Origin of the sequence: Nitrincola alkalisediminis, assembly GCF_009821115.1 — a bacterium.
Classification (GTDB): Bacteria; Pseudomonadota; Gammaproteobacteria; order Pseudomonadales; family Balneatricaceae; genus Nitrincola; species Nitrincola alkalisediminis.
In genome coordinates this window covers 89,931-105,206 of the sequence record NZ_VYTY01000003.1, presented here as the reverse complement: position 1 = coordinate 105,206, position 15,276 = coordinate 89,931, and the positions used below count along the sequence as shown (strand labels likewise).

Here is a 15,276-nt window from a genome sequence, read left to right as displayed (position 1 = left end):
CCGTTATGAGAATCCCTCGCTTTTATGACCCTCAGCCTATGGCTGAGGGAATGCATATCGACTTAGGTGAAACCGCAACACAGCACGCCTTAAAGGCACTGCGGCTGCGTGAAGGGGATGCGCTTTCCCTATTCAACAATGACGGTCATGAATATCGAGCAGAGGTTGTTGCCACGAGCAAAACCCGGATGCAAGTCAAGATCCTTCACACTCAGTCCCCTGAGCGTGAAAGCCCATTGAAAATCGAGATAGGCCAAGCCCTATCCCGAGGTGAGCGTATGGATTATGCGATTCAAAAATCAACCGAAATGGGCTGCACTCGTATTTCACCTTTGTTCACCGAGCGCTGCGAAGTCAAACTCAGCCATGAACGGCAAGACAAACGTCAACGCCACTGGCAACAAATCGCGGTGAGCGCGTGTGAGCAATCTCTACGCTGTGTTGTTCCCGAGGTTCACTCGCCTCGCCCCTTAGCCGAATGGTTGCAGGATGTCCAAGCAGACCTTAAATTGGTGCTTCATCACCACAGCGCACAACCTTTGACTGACTTTCCGCCTCCATCCTCCGTTGCGCTTTTAATTGGCCCCGAAGGCGGACTTACAGAAGCGGAAGTTGAGCTCGCCATCGCTCAGGGCTTTTATCCCGTTGCGCTTGGCCCGCGTGTCATGCGTACTGAAACCGCTCCCGTTGCCGCCACTGCTCTACTTCACTATTTATGGGGCGACCTCGGGCCGACCCAACAGGACTCATCAAAATGACGATCAAAATAGGCATAATCATGGACCCTATTGAGTCCATTAACTTCAAAAAAGACAGTTCCTTAGCCATGCTCTGGGCCGCGCAGCGAAAAGGTTGGGATCTCTGGTACATGGAGCAAAGCGATCTTTTCTTAGAGGCCGGATGTGCAAAAGCACGCATGGCACCACTAAAAGTTGCCATGGATGCTGACTGCTGGTTCGAGAGAGGGTCCTTTGAACACATGCCTCTGCATGATTTAGATGTGATCCTTATGCGGAAAGATCCGCCCTTTGACAATGAGTTTATTTACTCAACACACTTGTTAAGTATGGCTCAGGCCGAAGGTACTCTGATCGTCAATGATCCTCAAAGCCTTCGAGACTGCAACGAAAAGCTATTTGCCACGCACTTTCCTCAATGCACCCCACCTTTGCTGGTCAGTCGCCGCGCCGATCTTTTAAAGGCCTTTCATGCCACCCACAAAGACGTCATTTTCAAGCCCTTAGACGGCATGGGCGGTTCGTCGATTTTTCGAATTCAAGAGGACGGCATGAACCTCGGTGTTGTCATTGAGACACTGACGCAGCATGGCCAACAAATGTGCATGGCGCAAGCCTATCTCCCGGCCATTAAAGACGGCGACAAGCGCATTCTGATGATTGACGGTGAGCCCGTTCCTTACGCACTTGCGCGCATTCCATCGGCAGGTGAAACCCGTGGCAACTTGGCGGCAGGCGGACGTGGCGAAGGCCGCCCTTTAACTGACCGAGATCGCTGGATCTGTGAGCAAGTCGCTCCAACCCTTAAAGCAAAAGGGTTGCACTTTGTCGGACTTGACGTGATTGGCGACTATCTCACCGAAATAAATGTGACCAGCCCAACCTGTATTCGTGAACTGGACAAGCAGTTTCAATTAGATATCGGCATGGACTTAATGAATCTAATCGAAAAAAAACTTAGGGCATAATGAGATACAAAGCAGGACAACTCATTTTATGGAACGCCCCTGAAGCAGATCGCTTCAGGGCATATCTTTTTATTGCACTCGCCTTGCATGGAATTCTGATTCTCGCAATTAGCTTTAAGCTACCGGAAACGCACAAGCCTGAACGCACACTCGACATCACCTTGGCTCGTTATATCAGTGAACAAGCACCTGATGATGTCGACTTTTTCGCGCAAAGCAACCAACAAGGCAGTGGAGACAGTGAGGAACGATTGCTTCCCTCCGTAACAGAGGAGGCACCGCTTGAGAGCGAGGAAATCAACACTCAGTCCATGCAACCTCAACCCACACCGTCTACTGACATGGAAGCCGTTGAACCCACACCGCCGACACCTGAGCCGCCCTCTGCTGAGCCGAACCCCACGGACCAGACGGGTAGCACACCGGTCATCGCAACCACGCAACCCCAAACCGAAAGAGTGACCGTTCAGCAAGAGCGCACGACCTCCAGCCAACCTCAGCCCTTATCCGGCCATTCAGCGTCACTCCTTTCCCGAAGCATGGAGATCGCGAGCCTGCAGGCGCAGTTGGAGTACGAACAACAAAAGCTGGCGAAGCGCCCCAGAATTCGCCGCTTAACATCCGCGCCTTCAACCATGGCACATACGGACGCCGTCTATTTAGACAACTGGAGGCGACGAATAGAAGCAATCGGCAACCTCAACTACCCGGATGAAGCACGCCGTAGCAACACCTATGGCAGCCTACGCTTACTGGTGGCCGTAAAACCCGATGGCAGCGTCGCTTACATAGAGATACTACAATCGTCAGGACACCAAATACTGGATGATGCCGCCACTCGTATCGTTCAACTGGCGGCTCCATTTCAGCCTTTTACGACTGAAATGAGGAAAAATACCGACCTCTTGGAAATAATTCGTACCTGGAAATTTGAGAATCGGGCGCAGGTGTACTAAGCCTAATACATACCTGCGCTTTAATTGCGTTCATTTGCCAGGGTGATAAACATGTCAGAACTACTGTCACTGAGAGACCATTTTTTAATTTCCATGCCTCATCTGAGCGATCCCCATTTCTCTCAGACACTTACGTATATCTGTGATCATAGCGAATACGGCGCAATGGGCATTATCATCAACCGTCCAGCGGGCCTATTGGTCCATGATCTTTTCACACATATTGATATCGACTACAGCCAAGTCGCCATTGCTCCAACGCCGGTCTATAACGGCGGCCCGGTCCACGAAGATCGGGGCTTTGTCTTGCATCGCTCCACTCTGCGTCCTTGGATATCTTGCCACCCGATCACTTCGGATATCAGCCTAACAACCTCTATGGACATTCTTGAAGCGCTTGCATTGGGGGAGGGTCCAAAAGAGTTTTTAGTCGCACTCGGCTACGCCGGTTGGGGCCCCGGTCAACTGGAACAAGAAATACGTGACAACGTATGGTTAAGCTGCCAAGCAAATTCAGATATACTGTTTCGGTTACCAGCTGAGGAGCGACTTCAGGCAGCAGCCAACACACTGGGTGTTAATCTACATTTGATGACATCGCATGCTGGGCACGCCTGATCGAAAGTAGATGAATCAAGACAATCAAACCGCGTTGGGCTTTGATTTTGGCACAGGCCGTATTGGTGTGGCCATTGGACAACGCCTGACAGGCACAGCCCATCCTTTACCCCCTATCTCGGCCAAAGATGGGATTCCTGATTGGAATGCCCTTGTAGGGCTTATAACGACTTGGCAACCTGAATGCCTTGTTGTGGGCCTTCCTCTGAACATGGATGGCAGTATCAGCGAAATGGCGCGCAGGGCACGCAAGTTTGCCAATCGCCTCCATGAGCGCTATAAACTCCCTTGCTACCTTATCGATGAGCGCCTCACGACACATGAGGCCAAGCAGATTCATCGTGCCCAAGGCGGAAGCACACACTACAAAAAAGACCCCGTCGATAGCATCGCTGCTCGTTTATTATTAGAAGACTGGTTTGCTTCGAACCACCTCATCCCAAGCCACACCCCATTGGAGACTGTTTATGGTATCGGGACACCTGAACGCTGAAAACTTACTAGAATCCGTTACGCAAGAGCTTCGCGTGCAAATGATGCATCGTGATCTAACTGACCCCATCATGATCGGTATTCGGACAGGAGGTGTATGGTTAGCAGAGCGGCTTCACACAGCACTTAATCTTAACAGCCCTTTGGGTGTACTGGACATTTCGTTTTACCGAGACGATTTTTCGCAGTCCGGCTTGAACCCCAAGGTTCAACCCACACAACTGCCTTGCCCAACAGAAGGGCGCGATTTGATTTTAGTCGATGACGTTATCATGTCAGGAAGAACGATTCGGGCCGCCATGAACGAACTGTTTGATTATGGTCGACCCGCCTCAATACTCCTGGTGACTCTGATTGATCTCCAGCATAGGCATTTACCGATTCAACCTGATGTCGTGGGTGAGCGCTTGACCCTAGGTGAAGATCAACAAATAAAGCTTTCTGGGCCCTTTCCCTTAGCGCTTGAAATACGTAACCGCAGCTAACTTAATTTTATTGAGTCCCGACTATGTTACCTAAAGAATACTACGACGCTATTCAGCTAACGCCTGAGGGTCAACTTAAACACTTCTTGACCATCGAGGGCTTGTCTCCTCTACTCCTGACTGAAATTCTGGACACGGCCGATTCATTTGTTGATATGAACGCCCAACAGGTCAAAAAAGTTCCGTTGTTACGGGGCAAAACAGTAGCCAACCTGTTTTTCGAGGCCAGCACCCGGACCTTATCGACCTTTGAGCTTGCCGCCAAGCGGCTCTCAGCCGATGTTTTGAACCTGAATATCAGCACATCTTCGACGTCAAAAGGGGAAACCCTGAAAGACACACTCATGACGCTACAAGCCATGCATTGTGATATGTTTGTTGTTCGCCACTCTGCCAGCGGTGCTGCTCACTTCATTGCTCAGCATGTTACACCCGATGTCGCTGTTATTAATGCAGGCGATGGCCGTCATGCCCATCCAACACAAGCCATGCTCGACATGCTGACGATACGCCAACATAAAGGTGACTTTAAAAACTTAAAAGTCGCGATTGTGGGCGACATTCTGCACTCGCGTGTCGCGCGCTCCGAAATCCATGCCCTGCGCATCCTGGGAGCAAACGAAATTCGCGTTATCGCCCCTGCCACACTCTTGCCTAAACACATTGAAAGCTTAGGCGTCAAAGTCTTTACCGAAATGTCACGCGGACTGAGAGATGTGGATGTTGTCATCATGCTCAGACTGCAACGAGAGCGTATGCAAACCGCTCTTCTTCCCAGTGAATCCGAGTTTTACAGCTTGTACGGCCTCACCGAAAACAAATTGGCCTATGCCAAGCCTGATGCCATTGTTATGCACCCAGGGCCGATCAACCGAGGAGTTGAAATTGAGTCGCGCGTGGCCGACGGCCCCCGCTCTGTCATTCTCAATCAAGTCACGAATGGAATTGCTGTGCGCATGGCTGTAATGTCGATGGCTATGAGTGGCCAACAACTCAACACCCAATCCTCTTCGTTCACTGAGTCTTCAGCAAGGACTGAATCCCTATGAATATTGTTATTGAAGGTGGACGTATCATAGATCCTGCTCAAAAGATCGATACGGTTGCAAATCTCTACATTCATCAAGGTACCATTCTGGCGATTGGACATGAGCCACCCGAAGGCTATTTCGCCGATGACACGCTGGATGCACGCAACAAAATTGTCTGCCCGGGTCTGATTGATCTGTTCACGCACTTACGCGAGCCTGGTGCTACGCAAAAGGGCAGCATTGCCAGCGAAACCGCTGCCGCAGCAGCAGGCGGCATCACCACACTCTTAACCTCGCCCGCCACGTCACCGATTGTTGATACACCCGCGGTAGCTGAGCTGATACAAGACCGCGCGGCGGATGCAGGCTTTGTACGCGTTCTGCCCATCGGGGCGCTTACACGTGGGCTACAGGGTGAACAACTGGCGCCGCTTCATGCCTTAACCCGCTCGGGATGCGTTGCGTTTACCAATGCACGATTACCCATGGTGGATAGCTTAGCGTTATTGCGCTGCCTTGAGTACGCCGCCACCTTTGATTTGCTTGTGATTTTCCAAGCGCAAGATGCCGGTTTAAGCCGTAAAGGTTGCATGCATGATGGTGCTTCATCTGCGCGCATGGGGCTTGAAGGAATACCAGAAGCCGCAGAAACCATTGAAGTCTCACGGTGCTTACTGTTAATTGAGCAAACTGGAGTAAGAGCTCACTTTGGACAACTGTCTTGTGAACGCTCGATTCAACTGATTGATGCAGCGCGCAAGCGTGGATTACAGGTCACGGCGGATGTCGCCATTCATCATCTTCTTTTATGCGACGAAGATGTCAACGGCTTTGATTCATCCTTACATGTTCAACCGCCATTACGCAGCCCGCTGGACCGTGCCGGATTAAGACAGGGCTTGGTCACGGACACCCTGTCGGCGATTTGCTCAGATCACCAACCTCTGGATGTCATTGCGAAACAAGCCCCTTTCTCGGAGACTGAGCCTGGCATCAGCGGTCTCGAAACGCTGTTACCTTTGAGTTTAAAGCTTGTGGAACAAAAGCTCATTGAGCTACCGCAACTGATTGAGAAGCTGACGCTTGGGCCTGCTAAAATCTTAGGACTGGATAGTGGAACCTTGCAGTCAGGCGTCCAAGCCGATGTGTGCATTTTTGATCCAGAGGCAACTTGGACTGTGAATGATCAGAGTTTATTGTCCATGGGTAAAAACACGCCTTACTACGGGCACAGCTTAAAGGGTCGTGTTGATTGCACACTCTTAGGTGGACGCATCGTCTTTAAGCGTTAAAACGATCACGACTGACGTAAATCCAAATGGAATAACGACACATTAAAAAGGCGGCCCTAAATGGAGCCGCCTTTTTATCAAACAAGCCGCCTTACATCTTACGAACGGTGGCCTGCCCTGTTAAATTCATGTCATCGTCTTCTTCTTGCAGTGTAAAGAGTGTTGGAATGAGCTCATCTTCCACGCCCCCTTTTGCCTGGGTAATCGTATCGGAACCCAGCTTAATGCTAAGTCTAAGATCATTCGCAGAGTCTGCATGCGTCAAGGCGACATCGTAAGAGATGACACCTTCCTTGTAGAGATGGTACAAGGACTGATCAAAGGTTTGCATACCAAGGTTCGTTGATTTTTTAATCACATCTTTAATTTCGTGAACAGATCCTTTACGAACCAAGTCCTGAATCAAAGGTGTGTTAATCATCACTTCGATGGCCGCTCTTCGGCCCTTACCATCAACCGTCGGGAGCAATTGTTGCGCAACCACCGCCTTCAGGTTGAGCGATAAATCCATCCAAACCTGATCATGCTGTGCTGACGGGAAGAACGAAATGATGCGATCTAACGCCTGGTTTGCATTATTCGCATGCAGGGTTGCCATGCAAAGATGCCCTGTTTCGGAGAAATTTAGACCATACTTCATCGTGTCCGAATCACGTATCTCCCCCATCAAAATCACGTCTGGCGCTTGGCGCAAGGTGTTTTTCAACGCGACTTCATAGGAGTCGGTATCCAGCCCGACCTCACGCTGAGTCACAATGCTCTTCTTGTGGTTATGGATATACTCGATAGGATCTTCGATAGTAATGATGTGTCCAGCGTGATGCGTGTTACGGTAATCAATCATTGACGCCAATGACGTTGATTTACCTGTTGAAGTGCCACCCACAAACAAAATGAGTCCACGCTTAATCATCGACAAATCTTTAAGCACTGGAGGCAACCCCAGCTCTTCAAGTGTCGGAATATAGGTATTGATGCGACGCATCACCATTCCAGGCGTATTGCGCTGTACAAAAGCACTCACACGAAAACGACCTATACCCGGAGCGCTAATGGCAAAATTACACTCATGCGTCCCTTCAAACTCAGCCAACTGTCGATCATTCATGGTGCTGTAGACCAGCTTACGGGCTTGGTCAGGCTTTAACGCCTCTTTGGTCAATGGCTTAATGGTGCCGTCGACTTTGATTGCTGGCGCTGCGCCAGCCGTCACAAACAGATCCGACGCTCCACGATCCGACATGACTTTGAGTAACTGTGTAAAATCCATTATCAGATACCTTTACTCTCTGAACTCAGAAGGATGCCGGGCTATTTGCTTTTTCACGCGCGGCATCACGCGAAATAATTCCTTTACTCACCAACTCAGACAAGGATTGATCCAATGTTTTCATTCCAAAGGCCGCCCCAGTCTGAATTGCAGAATACATCTGCGCTACTTTTTCTTCACGAATCAGGTTACGAACCGCAGGCGTCCCGACCATGATTTCATGGGCGGCCACTCGTCCACCCGACAGCCGCTTCAACAGGGTTTGGGATATCACCCCTTGTAACGACTCGGATAACATGGAGCGAACCATCGACTTCTCGGCAGCAGGGAAAACGTCCACAATACGATCCATCGTTTTCGCAGCTGAGGTGGTGTGAAGGGTTCCAAACACAAGGTGACCTGTTTCGGCAGCGGTGAGCGCTAAGCGTATGGTTTCCAAGTCACGCATCTCACCCACGAGAATAACGTCTGGGTCTTCACGCAAAGCCGATCGTAGCGCATTTGAGAAACTGTGCGTATCTCTGTGTACTTCACGTTGGTTAATTAAACATTTTTTACTTTCGTGTACAAATTCGATGGGGTCTTCGATGGTCAGAATATGATCTGAGCGGGTATTGTTGATGAAATCAATCATCGCCGCCAGCGTTGTACTCTTACCAGACCCCGTCGGACCGGTCACCAATACAAGACCACGGGGTTTACTCGACAAGTCTTGGAACACTTTGCCCAAGCCTAAGTCATCCATGGTCAGAACGCGACTGGGTATCGTTCGGAAAACCGCTGCCGCACCTCGATGCTGATTGTAAGCATTCACACGAAAACGAGAAAGTTTAGGAACCTCGAAGGAAAAATCGACTTCCAGGTTTTCCTCGTACTCTTTCCTTTGCCTATCATTCATGATGTCATAGACAAGTGTGTGAAGTTGTTTGTGATCCAGTGCGGGTAACTTAATACGGCGCACATCGCCATCAACACGTATCACGGGAGGCATACCAGCGCTTAAGTGCAAATCCGATGCACCTTGCTGTACAGCAAATGATAAAAGTTCTGTAATATCCATAAGTATCGAGCTCGCAGCGACTTCCATTAATGTATTTGGATGAATCCAGAATAACCCGATTAATCCGGGTACAACAAGCAGATTTTAATCATGACTATAATAGCAGAGAAAATCCAGAAGGTACGTAGTGATATTGATAATGTTTGCCTAGCCTGTCACCGGGATCCTAAATCTGTATTACTGCTTGCCGTCAGCAAAACCCGGACGGATGCTGAGATACGGGAGGCGTACACATCAGGCTTGCATGCATTTGGCGAGAACTATCTTCAAGAAGCATTGGAAAAACAAACACTTCTCAGTGATCTCGAGATAGAATGGCACTTTATCGGCCCCATACAATCCAACAAAACACGGGCAATTTCTGAGCATTTTGACTGGGTTCACAGCGTTGATCGTCTTAAAATTGCAGAGCGTTTTTCAGCACAGCGCCCTCCTCACCTCCCTCCTCTCAATATTTGCATTCAAGTTAATATTAGTGGAGAAGACACAAAATCGGGTTGCCATCCTGAGGAGTTACCCGAATTAGCACGGGCGATTGCTCAACTACCCGGTGTTCGTTTGCGGGGGTTAATGGCCATTCCTGAAGCCGAGCCAGATTCAGAACGGCAACGCACCACCTTTGCCAAGGTTAAAGCCTTAATGACTCAACTACAGACTGAAGGGCTTGATTTAGATACACTTTCTATGGGAATGTCAGGAGACTTAGCAGCCGCCATTTACGAAGGAAGCACCATCGTCCGCGTAGGCACAGCTCTATTTGGACAGCGAACTTAATTGTCTAAGTCTCTTTTTTCTAATTTTTGAACTCAACTGGAGTGCATATGTCCTTATCATCACCCTCTCGCATCGTTTTTATTGGTGCAGGCAACATGGCCCGCGCCATCATCTCGGGATTATTAAAGCAAGGCATTCCTGCTCAAAACATCACCGCATGCGAACCTTCTTTAGAAAAGCTACACGACCTTGCGGAACTTGGCTTAGAGGTTTCAACCGATAATGTTGAAAGTGCAGCCAAAGCCGATCTTCTGATCTTGGCGGTTAAGCCACAAATTATGAAGTCTGTGTGCACACCCTTGCATGCTGCCGTTCAAGCTCGCCAACCCATTATCATGTCGGTTGCAGCAGGCTTAACGCTTGACAGCTTTGAACGCTGGTTAGGTCCAAACTTAGCCATGGTGCGCTGCATGCCAAACACGCCCTCACTGATTGGAAAAGGTGCCAGTGGCTTATTTGCGAACTCACACGTACAAGCTGAACAAAAGCAGCTGGTCGAGCAGGTCATGACAGCGACAGGCCTAGCACTCTGGGTAAATACCGAAGATGCGCTGGATGCCGTGACCGCCGTGTCTGGTTCAGGGCCTGCCTATTATTTTTTGATGATGGAAGCCATGATCAAAGCCGGTGAAGCCTTAGGCTTATCCGAAGAGAATGCAAAAGCCTTAACCCTGCACACTGCGTTGGGTGCAGCAGAAATGGCCACATCCAGCGACGTTTCACCTGCCGAACTACGTCGTCGTGTGACATCGCCAAAAGGCACGACAGAGCAAGCCATTCTTCGCTTCCAGGACTGTCAATTTGAACAGATCGTTGAACAGGCAATGCAAGCCTGCCATCGTCGTGCAAAAGAACTTGCCATTGAGCTTGGAAATACCTAAGAACGGTTCATTCAGTCTTAGAAAGACTCTATACTTCGATCTATTATTGGGAAACCCACTGGCTAAGTGGGTTAATTTTAACCGCTATTCGTTAGCGATCGCCGTCTCAGACAAGGGTAAAGCATGGATCCGATATTTCTGATCATACGCACCATCGGTGAAATTTTTGCATTTATTGCGATTTTGCGCTTTTTGCTTCAAGCCGCTCAGGCTGATTTTTACAACCCGATTTCGCAGGCTGTAGTGAAGTTCACTCAAGCGCCCGTAGCCCCAATTCAAAAAGTTGTGCCCAAGATCGGACGTTTTGATTTTTCACCTTTAGTTTTGGCATTTCTGATTAAGCTGATCACCTTAGTGATTCTGGTCACACTGTCCAGCAACATTGGCCTTGATGTCCTGACACTTGCCATGCTGGCTCTAGTGGGCGTCATTGATTCACTCCTGAGTATGATTTTTTGGGCGACCATAGGGTCAGTGATTATTAGTTGGGTTGCCCCCGGCTCTCCGCACCCGGCCCCACAGATTTTACTGCAGATTACAGAGCCTTTGTTTGCCTTGGTAAGACGTGTCCTCCCCTCAATTGGTGGATTAGACTTATCACCCATCGTTATTTTCTTAGTCATACAAATTATTCAGTCGCAATTGCCTCGTGTGATGTGAAGCTCACAAACTTTTTTGTGTTCACCTCATCATCACAATACAGAGATTGATTATGCCCACTGAAATTCCACATGACTCCGTGGGTCTGGTGAGTCCCCAGACCCTTCGTTTTGACACTCCGCTGACATTGGCGTGCGGGCGCAGCCTTGACCACTATGAACTGGTCATTGAAACCTATGGCACACTCAACGCAGATGCATCCAATGCTGTTTTGATCTGCCACGCATTGTCAGGCCACCACCATGTCGCTGGATACCACTCAATGGAAGACCGTAAGCCCGGGTGGTGGGATTCAGCCGTTGGCCCAGGAAAAGCAATCGACACCAATCGTTTCTTTGTCGTTGCTCTTAATAACCTCGGAGGTTGTCATGGATCTTCTGGCCCCAACAGTCTGAATCCTGCAACCGGTAAGCCCTATGGCCCTGACTTTCCAATCGTGACCGTGGTTGACTGGGTGCACAGTCAAGCTCGCCTGGCCGATAAACTGGGAATTTACCAATGGGCAGCGGTGGTTGGCGGCAGTCTTGGCGGCATGCAAGCCTTGCAATGGTCAATAACCTACCCAGATCGCATTCGACACTGCATCGTCATTGCTGCAGCTCCCAAACTCAGTACGCAAAACATTGCGTTCAATGAAGTGGCAAGACAAGCGATCAGCAAGGACCCTCAGTTCCATAACGGACATTATTACGAGCACAACCAAGTCCCCAAAACGGGGCTTATGCTTGCGCGAATGGTCGGTCATATTACCTATCTTTCTGAAGATGGTATGAGAGAAAAATTTGGACGAGAATTACGGTCGGGTAAAATCAACTTTGACTTTAACCCACAATTTCAGATTGAGTCTTATCTTCAATACCAAGGCGAGCAGTTTTCGACCGCCTTTGATGCCAATACTTACTTGCTAATGACCAAAGCACTGGATTACTTTGATCCCGCGGCCGATTTCGATAACAATCTTACGCTGGCCCTTTCTCAGGCACAATGTCAGTTTTTTATTGCGTCGTTTACCACTGACTGGCGCTTTTCGCCTGAGCGTTCACGCGAAATCGTCGATGCGTTAATCGATGCTGGAAAGGACGTCTGCTATACCGAGATTGAAGCCGCTCACGGGCACGATGCGTTTTTAATCCCAATTCCTCGTTACATGGAAGTCTTCAGTGCCTATATGAAACGCGTGCACACAGGTGGAGGGCAGTGATCATGAGAGCCGACTTAGAAATTATTCGAGAATGGATTCAACCTAATTCACGCTTGCTAGACCTTGGCTGCGGCGAAGGCGAATTACTGGAATACTTGATCAAAGAAAAGCAAGTGAAAGGCTATGGCATCGAGATCAATCCAGACAATATCACCTCTTGCATAGAAAAAGGGGTAAATGTGATTGAAAAGGACATCGATAAGGGCTTGGTCAGCATCCGCGATGGCAGTTTCGATACGGTTGTCATGAGCCATGCCTTGCAAACCATGCATCGGCCAGATTTAATTGTTGAAGAAATGTTACGCATCGGAAAAGAATGCATCGTTACCTTCCCAAACTTTGCGCATTGGCGTGTCAGAAGCTATCTCTCTGCTCGTGGTAAAATGCCTGTATCTAAATTTCTTTCCTATACTTGGTACAACACACCTAACATCCACTTTTTCACCTTTAAAGATTTTGAGGAACTCTGCGTCGAACGCAACATCCATATACTGGACCGAACCGTAGTGGATCATGAGCATCGCCACCGTTGGTGGATTCATTTATGGCCCAATATGCTCGGTGAAATTGCGATTTATCGCATTACTCGTTAAATCCTTGGGGACAAATCTCATGTTCGACAACAACGCTTTCTCAAAAAAACTGATGATGGTATTGCTCGGTGGCGCTCTCTCCATGAGCCTACATGCTGAGCAGATGTTCAGCGATGACCGTTATGAAATTCACTATAATGCGTTTAATTCGACCTTTGTGACGCCCGACGTGGCGGCTCGTCACGGATTAACACGAAGCGGCAATCGTGGTCTGATGAATGTCGCCATACTCGAAAAGCTGGACGATGGCTCCACGCGCCCCACTACGGCACTGGTCACGGCCAAATCCAACAATTTGCTTCAACAGGGTCAGGATATCAGTTACCGCCAAGTAACAGAAAGCGATGCCATTTATTACTTGGGTGAGTTTCGCTTCACCAACGAAGAATTATTGAACTTCACACTCAGCGTGCAGCCCGATCCAAATCAACCGGCTTACCAAATTCAGTTTCAACAAACCTTTTATCAGGACTGATCGTGAAACCATCAAAAATTGTGCTTGCAAGCAGTAATGCTGGCAAGCTGAAAGAGTTCTGTGACATGCTCGCCGACTTTCAAATAGAGGTTGTGCCGCAGTCGCAGTTTAATGTCATAGATGCCGAAGAAACGGGGCTTAGCTTCGTCGAAAATGCCATTATTAAAGCACGACATGCCTGCCAGCAAACGGGACTGCCCGCTCTCGCAGATGACTCAGGCTTAGAAGTGGATGCCCTAAACGGAGCTCCAGGGATCTATTCTGCTCGCTACAGCGGCCCGAATAGCTCAGATCTGAGCAATGTCGACAAACTTCTACTGGACCTGCAAGCGATACCTGAACCTCTTCGAACGGGCCGTTATCAATGTGTACTGGTGTTTATGCGCCACGCCCTAGACCCTACCCCTTTAATTTGCCAAGGCAGCTGGGAGGGTAAGCTCCTCTTCGAACCAAAAGGCCAAGGAGGATTTGGTTACGACCCCATTTTTTACTGCCCAAAGCTGGGTTTAACCGCAGCCGAAATGAGCGCTGAAACGAAACACAGCGTGAGCCACCGAGGATTAGCGATGAATGTGCTTGTCAGTCAACTGAATCGCTGGTTGGGTGTTCCTGCGTGAAACGTCCCCCTCTATCCTTATACATTCATATTCCATGGTGCGTTCGTAAGTGTCCCTATTGCGACTTCAATTCACATGCCGCAAAACAACCACTCCCTGAACAGGAGTATGTAAACGCCTTGCGAGATGATCTCGCCGATGAATTACGTTTGCTTGATCAGGCACCCAATCTGCATTCTATTTTTATTGGTGGCGGGACTCCAAGCCTCTTCAGTGCAGAGTCTATTGCCGCGATTTTAGAGGATGTTGATCGTCAAATGGGCATTGCCTCAACGACCGAGGTCACATTAGAAGCCAACCCAGGAACATTCGAGCAGGAACGTTTTAAAGGGTTTAAAAAAGCGGGCGTTAATCGCTTATCAATAGGGATTCAAAGCTTCAATGATGCACACTTGCAACGCCTAGGCAGAATACATTCCTCAGAGAATGCGATCAATACTGCCACCTATGCCCGCACTATTTTTGATAATATCAATCTTGATTTAATGCACGGATTACCAGAGCAGACCACCGATCAAGCACTGGCCGACTTACAACAAGCCATCGCTTTGGAACCTGATCATCTGTCATGGTATCAGCTCACTCTAGAACCCAATACCGAATTTCACGCGCGTCCTCCCACCTTGCCGTTGGATGAGGCACTCTGGGAAATACAAGAATTTGGACAGGCTTTATTGGCTGAATCAGGCTATCAGCAGTATGAGATATCGGCTTATGCGCGTGCAAACAAACGGAGCCAACATAATGTTAATTATTGGCAATTTGGGGACTATTTAGGGATTGGCGCGGGTGCACATGGCAAAGTGACACAGACGTCACCGCACGGCTTGAGCATCTCACGCCATAACAAATCACGGCAACCTAAAGCCTATCTAAACCCTATGACACGCATTGCCGAGCGCACTCAGGTCGAAGCCAGTGATCTTGCCTTTGAGTTTATGCTCAATACGCTGAGGTTGCATGAAGGCGTTCCGACTCAACTCTTGTTGGAGCGCACAGGACTCAGCCTTGACGCTATTGAATCCCGTTTAAAAATGGCTCAGGCAAAAGGCCTACTCCACCCGTATGACACTCAACTTAAGCCAACTCAACAGGGTCGGCTCTTTTTAAACGACCTATTAGAGATGTTCTTATAATCTCGAATAGGTCGTTTTACAGGACTCGCT

At 49.0% G+C, this 15,276-nt stretch carries 18 protein-coding genes; 16 read left to right on the top strand and 2 right to left on the bottom strand.

Annotated elements, in window-relative coordinates:
* Positions 1–5: 5 nt before the first annotated feature.
* From F5971_RS05955 to F5971_RS05920, 8 genes are read left to right on the top strand one after another with little or no spacing between them, the layout of a single operon-like run.
* Positions 6–758: a 16S rRNA (uracil(1498)-N(3))-methyltransferase gene (locus F5971_RS05955; RefSeq protein WP_193494409.1), complete on the top strand. Its 753-nt coding sequence runs from the start codon at positions 6–8 to the stop codon at positions 756–758.
* Positions 755–1,705 carry a glutathione synthase gene (gshB, locus tag F5971_RS05950; RefSeq protein WP_193494408.1) on the top strand — a complete coding sequence of 317 codons (951 nt, stop codon included), beginning with the start codon at positions 755–757 and terminating at the stop codon, positions 1,703–1,705. The genes F5971_RS05955 and gshB overlap by 4 nt, the downstream gene beginning before the upstream one ends.
* Entirely contained in the window at positions 1,705–2,661 is a 957-nt protein-coding gene (locus tag F5971_RS05945) for an energy transducer TonB (protein WP_051514077.1), read from the top strand. Before gshB ends, F5971_RS05945 begins: the two co-directional genes overlap by 1 nt.
* A 51-nt stretch (positions 2,662–2,712) precedes the next feature.
* Positions 2,713–3,279 carry a YqgE/AlgH family protein gene (locus F5971_RS05940; protein ID WP_193494407.1) on the top strand — a complete coding sequence of 189 codons (567 nt, stop codon included), beginning with the start codon at positions 2,713–2,715 and terminating at the stop codon, positions 3,277–3,279.
* Positions 3,280–3,289: 10 nt separating this feature from the next.
* Positions 3,290–3,772 (top strand): Holliday junction resolvase RuvX, encoded by a 483-nt coding sequence (ruvX, locus tag F5971_RS05935; protein ID WP_036507628.1) that lies wholly within the window; start codon positions 3,290–3,292, stop codon positions 3,770–3,772.
* Positions 3,747–4,256, top strand: coding sequence for a bifunctional pyr operon transcriptional regulator/uracil phosphoribosyltransferase PyrR (gene pyrR, locus F5971_RS05930; RefSeq protein WP_036507625.1), 510 nt, complete (start codon positions 3,747–3,749; stop codon positions 4,254–4,256). Before ruvX ends, pyrR begins: the two co-directional genes overlap by 26 nt.
* A 23-nt stretch (positions 4,257–4,279) precedes the next feature.
* Positions 4,280–5,305 (top strand): aspartate carbamoyltransferase catalytic subunit, encoded by a 1,026-nt coding sequence (locus F5971_RS05925; RefSeq protein WP_051514074.1) that lies wholly within the window; start codon positions 4,280–4,282, stop codon positions 5,303–5,305.
* Complete coding sequence (locus F5971_RS05920; RefSeq protein WP_193494406.1) at positions 5,302–6,579, top strand: dihydroorotase; 1,278 nt, start codon at positions 5,302–5,304, stop codon at positions 6,577–6,579. The genes F5971_RS05925 and F5971_RS05920 overlap by 4 nt, the downstream gene beginning before the upstream one ends.
* Before the next feature lie 91 nt (positions 6,580–6,670).
* Here the strand turns inward: F5971_RS05920 and F5971_RS05915 are convergent, their stop codons facing one another.
* Together F5971_RS05915 and F5971_RS05910 are read right to left on the bottom strand one after the other, a co-directional pair.
* Positions 6,671–7,849 (bottom strand): PilT/PilU family type 4a pilus ATPase, encoded by a 1,179-nt coding sequence (locus F5971_RS05915; RefSeq protein ID WP_036507623.1) that lies wholly within the window; start codon positions 7,847–7,849, stop codon positions 6,671–6,673.
* Between the two features lie 25 nt (positions 7,850–7,874).
* A complete protein-coding gene (locus tag F5971_RS05910; RefSeq protein ID WP_036508078.1) occupies positions 7,875–8,909 on the bottom strand; it encodes a type IV pilus twitching motility protein PilT in 1,035 nt (344 codons plus the stop codon).
* 90 nt (positions 8,910–8,999) lie between these two features.
* Here F5971_RS05910 and F5971_RS05905 point away from each other — a divergent pair, with 90 nt between their 5' ends.
* The 8 genes from F5971_RS05905 (at position 9,000) to hemW (ending at position 15,246) form a co-directional block, all read left to right on the top strand.
* Complete coding sequence (locus F5971_RS05905; RefSeq protein WP_036507622.1) at positions 9,000–9,683, top strand: YggS family pyridoxal phosphate-dependent enzyme; 684 nt, start codon at positions 9,000–9,002, stop codon at positions 9,681–9,683.
* A gap of 47 nt (positions 9,684–9,730) precedes the next feature.
* Positions 9,731–10,564: a pyrroline-5-carboxylate reductase gene (gene proC / locus F5971_RS05900; protein WP_036507621.1), complete on the top strand. Its 834-nt coding sequence runs from the start codon at positions 9,731–9,733 to the stop codon at positions 10,562–10,564.
* A gap of 123 nt (positions 10,565–10,687) precedes the next feature.
* Positions 10,688–11,224, top strand: coding sequence for a YggT family protein (locus tag F5971_RS05895; RefSeq protein WP_193494405.1), 537 nt, complete (start codon positions 10,688–10,690; stop codon positions 11,222–11,224).
* A gap of 52 nt (positions 11,225–11,276) precedes the next feature.
* Positions 11,277–12,425: a homoserine O-succinyltransferase MetX gene (gene metX / locus F5971_RS05890; protein WP_036507619.1), complete on the top strand. Its 1,149-nt coding sequence runs from the start codon at positions 11,277–11,279 to the stop codon at positions 12,423–12,425.
* A 2-nt stretch (positions 12,426–12,427) separates the two neighbouring features.
* A complete protein-coding gene (metW, locus tag F5971_RS05885) occupies positions 12,428–13,018 on the top strand; it encodes a methionine biosynthesis protein MetW (RefSeq protein WP_036507617.1) in 591 nt (196 codons plus the stop codon).
* A gap of 19 nt (positions 13,019–13,037) precedes the next feature.
* Positions 13,038–13,493 carry a DUF4426 domain-containing protein gene (locus F5971_RS05880; protein WP_193494404.1) on the top strand — a complete coding sequence of 152 codons (456 nt, stop codon included), beginning with the start codon at positions 13,038–13,040 and terminating at the stop codon, positions 13,491–13,493.
* The gene (gene rdgB / locus F5971_RS05875; RefSeq protein ID WP_223116286.1) at positions 13,493–14,110 is read left to right on the top strand and encodes an RdgB/HAM1 family non-canonical purine NTP pyrophosphatase; all 618 of its coding nucleotides are present in this window, start codon (positions 13,493–13,495) and stop codon (positions 14,108–14,110) included. The genes F5971_RS05880 and rdgB overlap by 1 nt, the downstream gene beginning before the upstream one ends.
* Complete coding sequence (gene hemW, locus F5971_RS05870) at positions 14,107–15,246, top strand: radical SAM family heme chaperone HemW (RefSeq protein ID WP_223116267.1); 1,140 nt, start codon at positions 14,107–14,109, stop codon at positions 15,244–15,246. The genes rdgB and hemW overlap by 4 nt, the downstream gene beginning before the upstream one ends.
* Positions 15,247–15,276: the final 30 nt, after the last annotated feature.

Bases quoted from the DNA above. Each gene is read 5' to 3' on its own strand.
- gshB (WP_193494408.1), top strand. From the start codon at position 755: ATGACGATCAAAATAGGCATAATCATGGACCCTATTGAGTCCATTAAC.
- F5971_RS05915 (WP_036507623.1), bottom strand. From the start codon at position 7,849: ATGGATTTTACACAGTTACTCAAAGTCATGTCGGATCGTGGAGCGTCG.
- F5971_RS05905 (WP_036507622.1), top strand. From the start codon at position 9,000: ATGACTATAATAGCAGAGAAAATCCAGAAGGTACGTAGTGATATTGAT.
- F5971_RS05955 (WP_193494409.1), top strand. From the start codon at position 6: ATGAGAATCCCTCGCTTTTATGACCCTCAGCCTATGGCTGAGGGAATG.
- F5971_RS05945 (WP_051514077.1), top strand. From the start codon at position 1,705: ATGAGATACAAAGCAGGACAACTCATTTTATGGAACGCCCCTGAAGCA.
- F5971_RS05920 (WP_193494406.1), top strand. From the start codon at position 5,302: ATGAATATTGTTATTGAAGGTGGACGTATCATAGATCCTGCTCAAAAG.
- F5971_RS05895 (WP_193494405.1), top strand. From the start codon at position 10,688: ATGGATCCGATATTTCTGATCATACGCACCATCGGTGAAATTTTTGCA.
- F5971_RS05925 (WP_051514074.1), top strand. From the start codon at position 4,280: ATGTTACCTAAAGAATACTACGACGCTATTCAGCTAACGCCTGAGGGT.
- F5971_RS05910 (WP_036508078.1), bottom strand. From the start codon at position 8,909: ATGGATATTACAGAACTTTTATCATTTGCTGTACAGCAAGGTGCATCG.
- metX (WP_036507619.1), top strand. From the start codon at position 11,277: ATGCCCACTGAAATTCCACATGACTCCGTGGGTCTGGTGAGTCCCCAG.
- F5971_RS05880 (WP_193494404.1), top strand. From the start codon at position 13,038: ATGTTCGACAACAACGCTTTCTCAAAAAAACTGATGATGGTATTGCTC.
- ruvX (WP_036507628.1), top strand. From the start codon at position 3,290: ATGAATCAAGACAATCAAACCGCGTTGGGCTTTGATTTTGGCACAGGC.
- pyrR (WP_036507625.1), top strand. From the start codon at position 3,747: ATGGTATCGGGACACCTGAACGCTGAAAACTTACTAGAATCCGTTACG.
- proC (WP_036507621.1), top strand. From the start codon at position 9,731: ATGTCCTTATCATCACCCTCTCGCATCGTTTTTATTGGTGCAGGCAAC.
- metW (WP_036507617.1), top strand. From the start codon at position 12,428: ATGAGAGCCGACTTAGAAATTATTCGAGAATGGATTCAACCTAATTCA.
- F5971_RS05940 (WP_193494407.1), top strand. From the start codon at position 2,713: ATGTCAGAACTACTGTCACTGAGAGACCATTTTTTAATTTCCATGCCT.